Raw genomic sequence first — 16030 nt, 5'->3', positions numbered from 1 at the left:
CTCCAGAACTTCCAGTACCGAATACTCTCTTCCGCTCTGTTTTACAGGAAGGAATACTTCTTCAGAATCTGCCCGTCTTCCTTTCCCCGGATCTAGTCACCCTCCCCGGAAGCTTCCGGCTCCCTGGAGCTCTTTTTCCCGGCGGAAAGAATCTCTTCCATTACCTGAGGATCCATCTGTCCGTCTTCCAGAGGATTTTTCCGCATCCGGTGAGGCAGAACATACCGGGCAGCCCGCTCAAGATCCTCCCGGGAAGCCTTTTTCCGGCCTTCCAGTGCGGCAATGGTCTGTGCAGTCCGGATCATTCCGATATCCGCCCGGTGGCCGTCAGTGCCGTAGGCAACACAGATCTGTGCCGCCAGCCTTAACAGCTCCTTTGGGACACGCACCGTCGGCAGAAGCTCTCTGGCACTGCGGATTCTCTCGGAAAGCTCTTCCTGAGACTCCTTGTACTTCCGGCAGAAATACCCCGGATTTTTCTCATAGGCCATCCGGTTCTCAATGATCTGCACCCGCTTATCCACGTCTGTCTCTGCTTCCACATCCACCACCATGCCAAAACGGTCCAGAAGCTGCGGCCGCAGGTTTCCCTCCTCCGGGTTCATGGAACCGATCAGTACAAACCGGGCAGAATGGGTACAGGAAATCCCTTCTCTCTCCACGGTATTGCGCCCCGTTGCCGCCGCATCCAGTAACAGATCCACGATATGATCATCCAGAAGATTGATCTCATCCACATAGAGGATATTTCCGTCTGCCTCTTTCAGAAGACCTGGCTGGAACTGTTTTTCCCCGTCTTTCAGTGCGGCTTCGATGTCGATGGTTCCTGCCACACGGTCTTCTGTGGCATTGGCAGGGATCTCCACCACCCGGCAGTCCTTCATAAGTCCCGGGATAGCACGCACCGCAGTGGTCTTGGCCGTTCCCTTCTGTCCACGGATCAGCACCCCGCCTGCAGACGGGTTCACCAGATTGATAAGGATGGCCTCCTTCATAGGTTCCTGGCCTACAATGGCCGTAAATGGATAATCATAAGTTTTTTCCCGCATCATTCTTCCGCCTCTCCTTCTGCCTCCAGATATGCCTCACGGATCTGGGACAGTTCTTCTTCTGTTGCCTCAAAATAGCCCCGGTTGCTGGCTTCCATCAGCCGCTCCATCATCTTCATGTATGCCCATTTGTTGCTTTGCTGCATCTGTTTCCGGAGTTTTTCATCCCCGGCATAGCACCGGGTCATCCGGGAAAAGGTCTCGCCTGTCACCGCATCGGTGGAGGCTGCAAACCCCATCACATTCTCAAACCGTTTCGCGATCTGCTGCACACCGTGATAATCATGGCGCATCATCCCCTGAATCCATTCAGGGTTTAGAAGCCTTGTGGCGATCCCACGCTCCAGAGAACTCTTAAGATCCTGCACCTTCACCGCCTCACCGGTGGTATCTGCCACCAGCATGACCGGTTTGCTGCCTTTTTTGTTCTCCACGGCTCTGGCAAGTCCGCCGTAAAATTCATAATAGTGATCCAGATCTGTCAGCTCATACTCCACATTGTTGCGCACCTGGGAAATAAAATCCACATGGTCATACTGCCCGGCCAGCACTTCTTCGGCTTTCACTCCTCGCCTCCGGAAGGAATACCCGTAAGAGAGATCCTCAGTAAAAGAACTTCCGATCTCTGCCGCATCCTTCCAGCTGCCTTTTCGCACAACATCCGTAAGCCGGGTTCCATACTCCCCTTCTTTTGGGCCAAAGATCCTGCAGGATGCCAGATCCCAGGCTTCCCGTTCCTCCATTTCGGGATGGGATCTCTGGAGCTCTTCTGCCATCTTTCTGGTATTTGCCGTAAAATAACTCTTTTCCGGTCCTTCCTCAAGCCGGAGGATCTGCCGGAGCATGGCATTTAAGTTATCGATCAGGTTTGGATACATGTCCCGGAAAAATCCGCAGATGTGGATCACCACGTCCATACGTGGCCGGTCCAGCTCCTCGGTGGGAATCACCTCCAGCCGGTCATCGTAACTGCTCTTTTCCGTTTTCAGGCGGATGCCCAGATAATACAGGATCTGTCCGATAGTCTCACCCTGGCTTCTGGAAGTCTCCAGTCCCCAGAGGATCAGCGCCGTAGTATCCGGATACGTTCCCGTCTTCTCATGATAAGCCTCCACCGAAAGCTGCGCCGCCTTCATTCCCCGCTCACAGGCCGTTCTGGTGGGCACCAGCCTTGGGTCAAACTGCACCAGATTCCGTCCGGAAGGCAGGATCGACGGATTCTTTACCACATCTCCTGCCGTTCCCACCGGAACATAGCCGCCGTCCAGTCCATGTACCAGCCCGTTAAGTTCTGTCTCGTTGATCTCGTGAAGACCATCGGTGATCAGACTGTTTTCATACTCATAAAGCCTCTCTTCCAGAAGATCCAGATCTTTTTCCGAGCAGTTTTCTCCGGAATCTCCTTCCAGAAATCCGCAGCTCTTCCCTGCTTTTGCGATGTTCAAAAGAAGATCCCCGCACCGCTCCGGTGCACTCTGGATGCTCTCCCGGTACTCTCCGATCATTTCCCTGAGTTCCTGATAATCTCCATACAGACCGCTCTTTTTAAGCTCCGGTGCCTGATAGCTTACAAGCGTTGCCAGGGAACGGCGCTTGGCGATCATGGCCTCCGAAGGATTTCCTATATAATAGTAATAGAAATGTGGGATCTCTCCCACCAGCTGATCCGGCCAGCAGCTTCCGGTCATGCCGTTATCTTTTCCGGGCAGAAATTCCAGTGTGCCGTGGGTGCCGAAGTGGATCATGGCGTCCGCCTGAAATCCCTCACGGATCCAGTGATAAAAGGCCTGATATTCCCCGGAAGGCTTCCGGTTCCGGTCGTGATATCTTCCCGGATCCCCGCTTTCTCCCTCCGGGTCGCGAAGGGGCTGCAGTCCCAGAAAAACATTTCCCACACAGATCCCCCGGATGGGATATTCTTCTCCCCCAAACTCCCAGGTGATCCCTCCTTCCCCTTCCTCGCACCATTGGGGCAGGTTGCAGTGTCCGCCTGTGACAAACACTTCCTGAAGCTCTTCGGGAGAGCGTCCCTCTGTATCATAGCCGGCCTCTTTCAGCCCCTCAAGCAGTCTGGATGCCGAGGCAAAGGTATCCAGAAATGCTCCTCCGAACACATTGCTCTCCCCCGGGGGATAATTATAAAAGATCACCGCCAGCCGCTTCTCTTCCCGTTTTTTCTTTCTAAGTTCCAGCATCCGGAAAAGGCGCGCCACAAAGATATCGACCCGCTCCGCTATGGGTTCCAGCTGTGGAAAGACAGAATCTTCTCCCTCTGTGCTTCCACTTCCCATAACCCCTACCGGAAATGTAAGGATCCCGCCGTCCAGCTCCGGAAGCAGGATGCTGATAAGAAACTCTCCGGGATTCACGGCATCCGCCCTCTCCCATTCCTCCCCGGAAGCTCTGGTCAGGCAGAAGGGTTTGAAATAGGGAACATCCAGTTCTTTCAGGATTTCCACCGCCTGATCCGCATCTCCACCCATGGGCCCTGCACCCAGGCGGAAGGGCATCAGATTGACCACTGCCGAAACCGGTGTTTTCTTCTGCATGAGAAATGCCCGCAGTTTCTTCAGATCCCCGTTCTCATTCTGGGAAAATGCAATAGGAAGCAGGTTGTACCTCTCTCCCAGTTTCTCTGCCAGAGCCTGTACTACCGGCAGAAAATCATTGGGATAGGAATGTCCGTAAAAAAGCAGAGCCACGGTTTCCCGCTGACTGTCAAAAGCCGCCTTCTTCCAGAATTTCGCCGGTGTATCCCAGGTTTCCATGGAAAAAGGATCTTTCAGATAGACGCCGTACTCCATGGTACAGGGTTTCTCCTTCGGGAGAAATTTTCGTCCGCCGTACTGCCGGAGGATAAGATACATAAAAGATTCCATATCTGTCCTGGTGGCCTGCTGCCAGTAATCGATCAGAAGAAACACGTTCTTCATATCCCGGGTGACACCAAAAGGCAGCACATTTCCCATCATCATTGCCATCCGCCGCATCCGGTGCATTTTTGTAAGTGCACCGGCGGATGATTTTTTCTCACCGGTGCCGGATACCTCTGTGCCGTCGGTCCCGGACGTCCCGGGCACATTCCCGGGATCTTTTTTCCCGCCGGAGCCTTTCATCATTTTTCCCATGGCACCCATGGAAAAAGAACCCAGGCGGATATAGTCCCTAAGTGCGTTTCCAATGACGATCCGGTGCCCCCTACAGGCTTCGAGGCCCTTTGCCACGATCTCCTGAAACTCTTCGGAAGCCCCCATGGTATCCACCACCGCCACATCTGCCGTAGCGATATCAGTTATAATCTTTTCCGGTTCCAGAACGTATCGCTGTTCCTGTCCCGCAACATAGAAACAGACGATGGTCAGATCATCCTCCGGGTACTGCTGTTCATAACGTTTCCGGAATGCCTGGATCTGCCGGAGAGCAGGTACGGAAACCGCTGTTATCGTAATCTTCATAAAATCCCTTCTCCTGTCTGTATCGATCTGTAAAAACTCCTCCGCTGTATCAAGTATAACATACCCTCTGCAAAAAATCCCCCTCTGTCCTGCCGTATGCCAGGGGAAGCATGGGCCGGATGAGGGGGAAATTTGTCAGGTTATCAATTTTTCAGAGCTTATTTCACTCTTACAGTAACAAGAACTGTCTTTGTTCCTGCATTGTAGTTTGCAGTCGCTTTTGCGGAAATCTTCACTTTGATCTTGTAGGTACCTTTCTTCAGGCCCTTCTTTACCGTGATCTTTCCGTTTGTCTTATTTACGGTAAATGCAGAGTTTCCTGCTGTTTTTGCATAGGTCAGTTTTCCCTTGCTGGTCACGGAAGTGCCAAGAGTGAACGCCTGTGCTTTCTTACGAAGTGCACTGTAGGAAACATTTTTGGATGTAATCTTTGTCTTCAGGACCGGTGCTGCCTTGGCAACTTTGACAGTCAGGGTCTTTGTGGCAGCTTTGTAACTGCTGGTCGCTTTTGCAGCGATGGTGATCTTTGCGGTTCCGGCAGCTTTGATAGTCACTTTACCTTTTCTGTCTACAGTGGCAACTTTTGTGTTGGAGGACTTGTAAGTCATGGCTGTCTTTGCCTTTGCTCCAAGGGAGAATGCCTTGTCACCGTATTTTTTGGAAACCACATTTTTGGTGTTCTTTACTGCAACTGTGATGCTCTGTGCTGCCTGTTTCTTGATGGTGGAAGGATCTGTCGGAGCCTTCTCAGTCTCAGCGAAATCTGCATCTGCATCTGTGGTCTCTTTCAGTGTGGAATAATCCAGGCGCAGATAAACGTTCTGTTTTCCGGAACCAGGAGTGATGGCATCCATGATCGGAACGAATACCTGAAGCGGGATCTCATTATTTCCTTCCAGAGCCTCTTCGCACAGCGGGAACGTAATATCATTAGGATAATCCGTTCCGAAATCATCCTTCAGAGTCTTTCCGTTAGAGAACTTCTGAAGAGAATTTACAGTTACCGGAACCAGAGTTCCGCTTGGCTCTCCTGTCTTGGAAACCTCATAACCACTCGCATAGTAGTTCAGATCCTTCAGATATCCCTTCAGAGAAGTGATGGTCAGGCTGTTGAAGTTCATGTTCACATATGGAACACCGTTCTTTACTACCAGTTTGATGTTGTGGTTGATGGCATTGTTGCTCATAGACATATCCACCTTGTTTACCTTTACCATCTCACCGCTAAGCTTGTAAACACCGTCGGAAAGCTTTGCAAGCTCTGTTGCGCCGGAATCCTCAGAAAGATTATAAAGAGTATCCCAGTACAGAGTAATGGTGGAATTGATGTTGAACTTACCTGCGTCAAAGTATACACCGGAAACTTCGCCGTTAAGGTTTTTCATAGCTTCCACATAGAGATATACGTTATTCACATAGGTCTGGCTGATGCCGTCAAGAGGAACTGTGATATCCGTAACAACCGTGCAGTCACCGATGGTCGGAGCTGTTGTGCTCTCTGTGGAATATGTTACGCCTTCTTTTGTAAGAGGCTGTGTAGTATCACCGTTTGGATAATATCCGTTATAGCCAAGAACATACAGCGGCTCTCCGGTCGTTCCGGAAACCATCTTGTAGGTCAGCCACATTTTTCCATCATTGTCCACACGAAGATATGCGCCGACTTTCTTGCTCTCGCCAACCAGTCCATGATCAACCACGTCTGTACGGTCTTTCATCTCGATGTAGTAAAGACCTGGCGCCGGTTTTTCTGTCGGGGCATCCGGGATCACTTCCTGCTCGATCTTTACACCAAGGGCATTCATGGTGGCGTTCTTTATGGCGTTGGAAGAATAGGTTGCTCCGGAAACAGTATCCAGATCGTTGAGCTTCTGGGCATCGTTCATATAGAGGCCGGTAAGCTTTTCCTTCATACCCTTTGTGCTGCCAAGACCATTGATGGCCTTGTTCAGGTACATCTGGTTATCGTCCGCATGGGTTCCCTTGAAATCATTTCCTGCAAGGGCAACATCGGTAATACGGCCATCCTTTACCGTCACCTGGGAGGTAACATTGTAATTACCAAACTGCTCCACCTCGGCTGTGCTGATCTCTGTAGTAAAATTCAGAGACGGATCTCCGGACTCCTTGGCTCCTGCATAGTCAATCTGAAGATAAGCATCCGGCGCATAGCCCATGGCATCTACATACATGCTTAAGTATACGCCTGTTGTGTTGTACGCATCTTTCGGAATGGCAAAGGAGATGGTTTCCGGAACTTCATGGTTTCCGTTTCCATCTGCCTTGGCTACCGTCTGTGCTGCCACGATATCCGCAGCCACCGTCTCCCCAGACGACTTTGTTCCCTGATAGATCTTGAAATCATAGGCATAATCGGTAAGCGTTCCCACGGTTACGCTTCGAAGGTTTGTGGAAATCTTCGGAGTTCCGTCTGCGTCAAATGTCAGGGTTCCGAATTTACCCGGGCATGCAACTGCCGCACTGTCCTGCTCCAGATTGTGGGCATTTTTCAGAGTCAGCGGAACGATGTAGGTTTTTGCAGTATCAAAAGCAACTCCGTTAAGAGTCACTGTTCCGGCTGCTTCTGCTGCCGGTGCGGTTCCATCGGTAAGGCCGAAAGGATCTGCCTCATCAGAATCGCTCTCTAACGTATCCTGGGAAAGATCCAGAGAATCTGCATCTTCGCTCTTCTCCAGCTCTACAGCGTCCCGGGAATCTTCTTCTTGGGATTCCTCTTCTGCCGGAGCTTTTGTCTCCGCTTCCTGCACATCGGTTTCTTCTTCAAAAAATCCCTGGTCCTGTGTCTCTTCTGCGCTCACTACGTCAGGCTGATCCTCTGCCATGGCCGTTACCGGAACCATGGAAGTTGCCATCATGGAGGCAAGAAGAACTGCGATTACTTTCTTTTTCATTCTTTCTCTGCCTTTCTGTTATTTGTGCTTTTGTGCCCGGACAAATAGCCGCTTGTTGTCTCAGGCTAACTCTATACTGGCATTGTAACCACGATTGTTAGTCTCAGTCAACTGTTTTTTCGCCTTTGGTTCCTTACGGGAACGGTTTTAAAATTTTAAAAATGCTTTAAATACAGGCTTTTCCGGACTTTCGGCACAAAAAAAGGCCGATTTTTTTTCATTTCGGCCTTTAATCGATATTGACAAAATCCCCCGGCTTTCAGGAGAAAAAGCCGAGGGATTTCACATAAGTGGAATCTGTTGATCCGAAGATCCGTAAATTATTTAACTCTTACAGTTACGGTTACAGTTCTGCTTCCTGCAGTGTAGTTGCCTTTTGCTGCGGATTTGATCTGAACTTTTACTCTGTAAGTGCCTTTCCTGAGGCCTTTTTTAACTGTGAGCTTACCGGTCTTGCTGTTTACGGAAACTGCTCTGGATCCGGAAAGTTTCTTGTAAGTTAAAGTACCTTTGCTGTTTACAGAAGTGCCAAGTGTAAATACCTGTGTTTTCTTCTTCAGAGCGTTGTAAGAAAGGTTCTTGGTTCCGATCTTTGTCTTGATGGTCGGAGCTTTCTTAGCGATCTTGATAGTCAGTACTTTGGCTGTTGCTGCTTTATAAGTGCTGGTTGCTTTTGCGTTGATGGTGATCTTTACAGTACCGGCAGCTTTGATGGTAACTTTACCTTTTCTGTCTACAGTTGCGATCTTTGTGTTAGAAGACTTGTAAGTTAAAGTAGTCTTCGCTTTTGCTCCAAGGGAGAATGCCTTGTCACCGTATTTCTTGGAAACCACATTTTTGGTGTTCTTTACAGAAACGGTGATGGACTGTGTTTTCAGCTTGACAAGTTTTGCCTTGGCATCGGTAAGAGCCTTGGTTGCTGCTGTTACCTCTGTATCGGAGAAATCTTCACCATTCAGGACTGTCTCTGCGGCTGTGATGGCTGCTTTGTATGTCTTGTAGGATGCTGCGGTGTAGTCTGCTGCTTTTACCTTTTTGGCTGCTGTGATGGCAGATTTCAGAGCGTTGATAGAAGTCTCTGTAGCTACCGGCTGAAGAGCGGTTACTGCATCGTTGAATGCTTTGATCTGCTCTTCTGTGATATCCTCATCGATTGTTCCATCCAGTGTGTCATAGAGATCTTTTGCTGCCTTGTAGCTTGCCTTAGTGTAAGCAGAAGCATCCAGAGCTTCAAAAGCTCTCATGTTTTTACCAAAATCTGTAGATGCTACTGAGAAAGAACCATCTTCGTTCTTGGTAATTGTATACTGGGCAGCTCTTACTGTATTTTCAAGAAGGGCCTGTCCATCTACAGCATTTCCGTCTTCATCCTGCGCTCCAAATGTCCATGTACTATCCTGAACATATGCAGCGCCGGAACCTATTGCCGGATTAATTACTGTTGTTCCAATAATTTTAGTACCATTGATAACGTATAATTTACCAATAGAAACATACTGAAGCACTGGTGTTTCACAAGTTACATTATCAAGAATCAGGCCAGAGTCAAAATTCTGCTGAGAAGTAAATGCCCATCCATTAGCCACCAATTTTCCACTCTTATCTGCAGAACTGTCAATCACACGGCAAGTTCCACTGAAAGAAACCATTCCCTGTGCAAGTGTCAGTGTATGTCCATTCAGATCCAGTGTCATATTCTTGTAGTTTGTTTCAGAACTTGTGCTGATATCTTTGTTCAGTTTTACTGTCTGTCCTTCACCGGCAAAAGAAACGATCAGGTCTGCTTTATCCTCTCCCAGTTTCTCTGCTTCACTGCCATCTGCATTGTAGATGGTTGCTACCGGATCTGCAACAGTTCCATCCAGATCATCTACCAGTGTATAATATCCAGCATAATCACCTTCTGTTACTTCTCCCAGTTTTTTATTTGCAGGAGTTTTGTATGAATTATTATTTACAAGCTTATTCGCACTCTTGAAATAACCACCTTCGATTACTACCGGTGCTCCAGACGAATTGATTGCATAGCCTCTCTTACCTTCAGAAGTGTAAACACCGCTTTTGATTGTTACAGTTCCTGTTCCGTATGATTTAACAGCTGCTCCACGGGAGTCATTAGTTGAAACATCCATGTTTTCCAGTGTAACATCACCATTACCACTAAAGGTTATACCATTGCTGATTTTATCAGCTCTGACCGTGAGTTCATCTGCTTTAATAGTAACACTACCACTTACTGTATTACCGGTAAATGTTGCAGCACCACCTTCATTACTATACTGACTATAGCTCCACAGTGTTGAATTTGTAACCGAAACTTTTTCTCCCACACAGGAGGAAACTTCCATTCCCTTATCAGATGTACAATTATCTACTGTCACATCAATTCCGTTGGACATATTACTAAAATATACATTATTATTACTTGTAGTATTGCCTACAGCTTGTAATGTATTAACCAGTGCACAGTTTTTCAGTGATACCGCAACACGAGGAAGTCCAGCCAGATAATTCAGTGAATTATAAGACATTGCATTTCCAATCTGTCCGTCAATCGTAACACCTTCTGCAGACAAGGATCCCTTTTCTACAGTAATGGAAGCACTGGAATTCGTATTGCTTACATATTTCTCACGGGTGAGCTTACCTGTTTTTTCCGTACTGCTGTCGATGATCGTTACATCACCTTTGATACGGATCAGGTTGTCTGCCTGGTTCAGTGCATGACCATTGAGATCCAAGGTACCGCCACGGATGATCAAGTCATCACTGAGAGTCACATCTGCATCCAGTTTTACAGTACTTCCTGCTTTCATGTTCTCAAGCTGTGTCTGTACATCCGGTGCGATCTCGTAAGTTTTTTCTACGGTAGAAGTTGCACTTGTATCATCGCTTACTTTCTTTACATTATTCCAGTCAAGGCCAATGCAGGCATCCTGATAAACGCCCATGATCTCAATGTGCATACGGGTTGCAACTACGTTCTGTTTCAGATCCGGCACAGTAAAGCTAATCTTGGTCGGTTTTCTCTTTCCTCCAAGGATACCCAATTTATCTACATGTGCTTTATAACGGGCACCTTTAGCAGAATTTGCAGTTCCATTGAGGAAATCCTGAGTATTTTCATAAATGGACCAGTCATCTGCACCACCGGACTGTGCAGATCCCAAAGCATCAGAAGTAACTGCTCCTAAACCAGTTGTAAGAGTTGCAGTTCCATCTTCATGGATTACCAGAGTTGCATCTCCTGTGAAGCATCCGGATGCCATGGATGTATGTTTCATGTAATCTTTGGTTGTATACTGCTGTGTAGCATCAATATGTCCTGCATTCAGAAGATTGATCGGAAGGCTGTAGGTTCCAGGTGTGAGTTTCTTTACGAAATCTCCACGTCCAACTGTCACTTCCATGGAAACTGCTATCAGTTTATCCATTGCTGTTTCCAGTTCATTGGCAGCACCTTTTACCTCATCTTTACTTCCACGATTGTCAATGACATCTTTTGCTCTCTGAATCACAGCTGCAAGGCCTGCCTCTTTCCAGCTGTCTTCCGTATAATCTTCCTCTTTCAGTGCCTCTGCTTCTGTAAGCTTCTGTAATAATACTGTTGTATCGTAAGCTTTTACCAGACGTCCTATCGGAGTGTTCAGAAAACTTTTCTTGCTTGCAAGAACCTTTTCTGTCTCACGGCCATTGATTGCTGTTTCCGCATTTGTGATCGAAGTCTGAAGATTTTTCCACCACTGCTGTACACTTTCTACAGTATAATCTGTTTCTACCATTGCTTTTGCCTGGTCAAGAAGTGCCAGAAGTTCTGCCGGGTCACCAGCTGCTTCAAGTTTGCTTACTACATCTGCCAGTGCAGTATTCGCCGCATCCACAGCCTCCTGAGATTCTTTTTTCTCCAGTGCTGCTTTGGCTGCTGTCTTAGCTGCATCAATGGCATCCTTATTTCCGTCCCAGGATGCCTTGGTGTATGCCATCTCATCAAGGGCATCTGCCTGTGCGATGGTTGCCTCCAGTGCGGATGTGTCTACTGCTGCGGCATCCTTCTCTGCGTTTGCATAATCAGCTTTCAGAAATGCATCCTGTGTTCTTCCTGCTGCCATAGTCATGGTTACATATACGCCGTCCTGGGCTTTATCCGGGATTGCGAATGTAATGCTGTTTACATTTCCGTCTTTATCGGTTGTATACTCTGCTGCTGTCGCTTCCGTTCCTACAGCTCCCTTGTATACCTTCCAGTCTGTTGCATAAACAGTCTGTCCCATCATGGTGATGGCCTGGATCGGTACGGTCAGTTTAGCGCTTCCGTCTTCTGCTACTACCAGAGTTCCTTTTCCTGCGATGCAGGCGTTTGCCATGGATGCTGCTGTGGTATCGTCTGCCTTCATCATGGATACCGTTACTTCGTAGCTGCCTTTTTCCAGATTGGTGTTTGTGCTTCCAAAACCAGTCTGTACCGTACCGGTAAGTTCAGCTGCCGGGCTCTCCTGTACCAGCGCCGCATCACTTTCTCCGTCAGAGAAGCCGTCCTCGACAGCAAGCTCAGCCTCTGCTGCGTCTTCTGTCTCTCCCTGCTCTGCATTCTCGTCGGTAGCAAGTGTCACGTCCTCTGTCTCATCGCCAGCTGCTTCCTGTACTTCTTCTGCAGCTTCCTCTGCAATGTCTGCGGAAGCTTCATCCTGGAAATCCACTTCTGCCGCAGATACCGGCACGATGGATGTTGTTGCAATCAAGGCTGCCATCGTACAGGATGACAGGCGAAGCCATAAATTCTTTCTTCTCATTTCTTTCCTCCTTATGTGGTAAGGTGTCGCACACCCTTCTTTTAAGCAGGCCAGGGCACATTCTCTCCTGTTACCCATGTCTAACTCTCTGCTGTCATTTAATCACAAGTGTTAGTTTGGGTCAACTATTTTTTCGTTTTCCGTTCCCTGCGGGAACCATTTATATTTTTCAAAAATCCCGTAAACATGGGCATTTCCGGATTTTTGGCACAAAAAAAAGCCGATTTTTTTTCATTTCGGCTTTTAATCGGTCTGATTATTTTCTACAGCCAGAACATCAGAAGTGCGGTGCTCTCCGGCATATGGGCTTTGCCTACGCTGCAGGTAACGGTGATGGAGACCATTCCCTTTACGTTTCCCAGGTGGGTCTTCATGAAGCGGCAGGCACTTAGGGGAATGCGAACTTTGCCCTCCCGGATGGCGGCTTCGTAGAGCTGGCCCTGGTCTACGTATTTCAGGGATGAGAGCCTTCCCCGCATATCTGCCCCGTCGATCCGGGAATGGGCGTGCATCTCACGGGTGGTCAATTCCAGCCAGCTTCCTCGGGTATTGTTCCGGATGCAGGCCAGATGCTCGAACCCGTTGTTTGCCATGGAAAGCTTCGTTGTGCCTTCTGTGTTCAGCTGATAAATGGCAATTCCTACTTCGAAGCGGCCTTTTTCCAGCACATGATCCAGATAATAGAGGCTTCCTTTTTCTGCATTTGTCTGGTTTCGGGATTCCTTTACCTGGCCGGAATTTCTGGTCATTGTCATGAGAAGGCTGTAATCTACGTTCTCAATGAGCTGTCTTGTTTTTTCGGGGATCTCGGATGCCGCGATCCCGATCCGTTCCAGATAGGCGCCGACTTCTTTCAGGATCCTCTGGTATGTTTTCAGTGCGCGGGTACCCTTTTCGGTAAATTCATAGCCTTCACTCAGGTATCCTGCACCAATGCATTCTTTAAAAAAGCGGCTTACCGGGCCATGGCTGACTCCGCAGGTATCGGCGATCAGCGCCACGCTGCCTCGTTTTTTGCCTATTTTTGCCAGTTCTGTCAGATAGCGAATCTGCAGCATGGATGGATGGAGCAGTCCTTCAGTGTTTTCTTTTTCCATAAGATTCCTCCTACCAGATATGTACATCCAGCTCCCGGCTGTTCCACTCCATGGGGTTCTCTCCTTCTCTGGCAAATGCCACCAGGGCGGTTCCTTCTATGACCGGATCGTGATGCCGGAGAAAATATTGAAATACGCCAGTAGGGATCAGCGGGTTGCCGTCTTTTTCGGCAGCTTTCATCCAGCCGGTCTCCGGATCCCGGTACCAGAGATCCAGACGGTTCTTGGTCTGGTCTGTGCGGAGGAGTTCGAAGCAGCTGTCTTCTTCTTTTACGTGGAGGCTGATCTGTTCCCGGTAGTCTTTAAATTCTGTGGTCAGTCTTCTCGGGCAGGTTTTTTCCATGTAGTAGATGCCCATCATGAAGGTGTAGTCTCCCGGTTCGTAGTAATACCGGAGGTCTGTTTTTTTCATGACACGCTCAAAGGTGCTTCCGTAGTTGATGAAATTATGGATCTGCTGCACGGTCTCTTCGCTTGCCACATGTTCCATGCGGCAGGCGTCTTCTTCTGCAGTTTCGCTGTTTACGCCTACATACTCCAGAAACTGGGTGAAGGTTTCATGACGGTGGCAGCATTCTTCTCCGCGGATGCATCCCAGCTCTGTAAGACGGACGTAGGATTTGTTTTCTTCTGTTTTTACATAGCCCCGTGCGGAGAGCTGTTTCAGATAGGCCAGCACTTCCCGCCGGGTCATCTCCATCCGCCCGCAGATCTCCGGAATGGTGATCCGGGCGTCCTTTTTTGCAAGAGAACAGAGCTCTTCCAGCATGTCTTCCTCGGTTTCTCTTTTGGAAGAAGGCATGCTGTGGCCCAGTTCTTCTGTGAAATCCTGATCATTTTTCATGGTTTTTCTATACTGAACTTTATTTGTATTTGCGGCTATGTTAGTTCAGGCTAATTGTTATTATAGGAGATGGGGAGGTTTTCTGTCAAGAGGGCAAAAAAATCCCCACCGCCCGGGGTTGGTTTGTACCTGGTCGGTGGGAATATATATTGCTTAATGATCTGTATCAACATCAGCAAGCATTACCCGGCATCTTTTTTTATAAAATGCAATCCCATATTTTAAAATATGTTCAACGCCTTCATCGAGAAGTTCTTCTTCGTACCGCCGCAGATTTATCTGCCGTAACGCTTCTCGGCAGGATTCATCCAGTTTTCCATCTTCCGCATATTTCAGTTCCAGAATAATGCCGGTTTCTCCATCATCCGTTTCTACCAGAATGTCACTGTAACCATCACCGAACTCTTTGTTAGAAGAAACGCTCCATGTATCCGCAAATCCCAGGATGCCAATCAGAATACCATGATAAAAATTCTCCTTCATCTGCCTTTTTACAAAGGTGTCACGAATACTGATGGTCTTTCTCAAATATTCTCCCAGCAGACGTTCCACACTCTTTGCGTCCCCGTTTCTCAGGGCCTGGCAAAAATTCCTCAGGGCTTCTCCGTTTTTGGGAACACTTTCTTTGAACAACTCCATGATCTGTGAAGTGAAGATTTTTCTGATCTCAACATTCGGGATCACCAACCGGAAGTTATCTCCGTCTGGCTTTCCCCTCTGGGTAAGATATCCCGTTGTGAACAGGACACTCCACAAATTATCAATGGAATCATACATATCTTTATATGTCAGTTCCTGATGGATTTCCTTCGTGATCGCCTCTCCTGCCACAAGATTTTCGATTTCCCGTCTGGTGGCTGCATGATCTGACTCCCGGATAAATCTTCGAACCGCCTCGTTACTGCTGGTGTTCAGCCAGTAATTCCTCGGCTGTGCATCCGGATCTGCTTTCAGAGTGTCACAGTAATTGATCACATCCCACGGGCAGTACACTCCGACATTTCCAAACTGATAACCATCATACCATTCTTTTACCTCATCATACCTGTCAGAAAAGCCGTAATAATCCAGCATATCCTTTACTTCCTGATCTGTGAAACCAAAGTATTCATCAAACTGTACGTCTGCCACAGACAGAACTTTAATATTGTTCAATCCTGTAAAAATACTTTCTTTTGAAATGCGCATACACCCGGTCAGTACCGCAAATTTCAGACTGTCATTTGTTTTCAGGGCATACTCAAACATATTTCGGATGAATATGACCATCTGATCATAATAGCCTCGCTCAAAAGCTTTTGCCAATGGCACATCGTACTCATCGATCAGCAGAATCACTTTGCATCCATGATGTTTTTCAAGAAGCTCAGACATAATTTTCAGGCTGCTGCATAAAAGATCCTCTCCCATATCTGCCCGCAGCAGAGAAGCAAACACTTTCTTTTCATAAGCGGTCAGACGTTCGCTTTCCAGAAGGTACTGAAAACGCCTCGCTTCACTCTGAATCACCTGCACCGCCATTGCACATGCCTTCTCGTAAGATTCCCCATTTATTCCTTTCAACGAAATTGACACTACCGGAAACTTTCCCATGTACTTCTCACAAATTTCCGTTTCCCCTGAGATTGCAAGTTTTTTAAATATTTCCTTATCTCCACCCGGTTCAAAGAAATATTTCAGCATACTCATATTCAAAGATTTTCCAAATCTGCGCGGGCGCGTAAAAAGATTTACTTTTGACCACTGCATCAGTAAATCCCTGATCAGATTCGTCTTATCCACATAATAAAACTCCTCTTTCTGCAGCTCTTCAAAATTTTCAATTCCTATAGGCAGCTTCTTTTTTTTCATTGTCATATGATCACGCTCCTGTTTGTCCTGTA

Annotated in this window: 7 protein-coding genes; all 7 read right to left on the bottom strand. The window is 47.8% G+C overall.

Annotated elements, in window-relative coordinates; genetic code table 11:
- Positions 1 to 92: 92 nt before the first annotated feature.
- The 7 genes from DWX61_RS11585 to DWX61_RS11555 all read right to left on the bottom strand — a co-directional run bounded on the left by DWX61_RS11585 (position 93) and on the right by DWX61_RS11555 (position 16004).
- Positions 93 to 1052, bottom strand: coding sequence for a magnesium chelatase ATPase subunit I (locus DWX61_RS11585; RefSeq protein WP_330674674.1), 960 nt, complete (start codon positions 1050 to 1052; stop codon positions 93 to 95).
- Complete coding sequence (locus DWX61_RS11580; protein WP_118625401.1) at positions 1049 to 4504, bottom strand: cobaltochelatase subunit CobN; 3456 nt, start codon at positions 4502 to 4504, stop codon at positions 1049 to 1051. Before DWX61_RS11580 ends, DWX61_RS11585 begins: the two co-directional genes overlap by 4 nt.
- A 158-nt stretch (positions 4505 to 4662) precedes the next feature.
- Positions 4663 to 7416 (bottom strand): immunoglobulin-like domain-containing protein, encoded by a 2754-nt coding sequence (locus DWX61_RS11575; RefSeq protein WP_118625399.1) that lies wholly within the window; start codon positions 7414 to 7416, stop codon positions 4663 to 4665.
- Positions 7417 to 7736: 320 nt separating this feature from the next.
- Positions 7737 to 12206 carry an immunoglobulin-like domain-containing protein gene (locus DWX61_RS11570; protein WP_118625397.1) on the bottom strand — a complete coding sequence of 1490 codons (4470 nt, stop codon included), beginning with the start codon at positions 12204 to 12206 and terminating at the stop codon, positions 7737 to 7739.
- A 263-nt stretch (positions 12207 to 12469) separates the two neighbouring features.
- Entirely contained in the window at positions 12470 to 13303 is an 834-nt protein-coding gene (locus tag DWX61_RS11565; protein ID WP_118513693.1) for a hypothetical protein, read from the bottom strand.
- Between the two features lie 10 nt (positions 13304 to 13313).
- Positions 13314 to 14147, bottom strand: coding sequence for a metal-dependent transcriptional regulator (locus tag DWX61_RS11560; RefSeq protein ID WP_118513695.1), 834 nt, complete (start codon positions 14145 to 14147; stop codon positions 13314 to 13316).
- A gap of 153 nt (positions 14148 to 14300) precedes the next feature.
- Positions 14301 to 16004 carry an AAA family ATPase gene (locus DWX61_RS11555; RefSeq protein WP_118513696.1) on the bottom strand — a complete coding sequence of 568 codons (1704 nt, stop codon included), beginning with the start codon at positions 16002 to 16004 and terminating at the stop codon, positions 14301 to 14303.
- Positions 16005 to 16030 lie beyond the last annotated feature (26 nt).

The organism is Ruminococcus sp. AF20-12LB, from assembly GCF_003478985.1.
In the GTDB taxonomy this organism is placed as follows: Bacteria; Bacillota; Clostridia; order Lachnospirales; family Lachnospiraceae; genus Blautia_A.
This window is presented reverse-complemented; position numbering and strand designations above follow the sequence as displayed.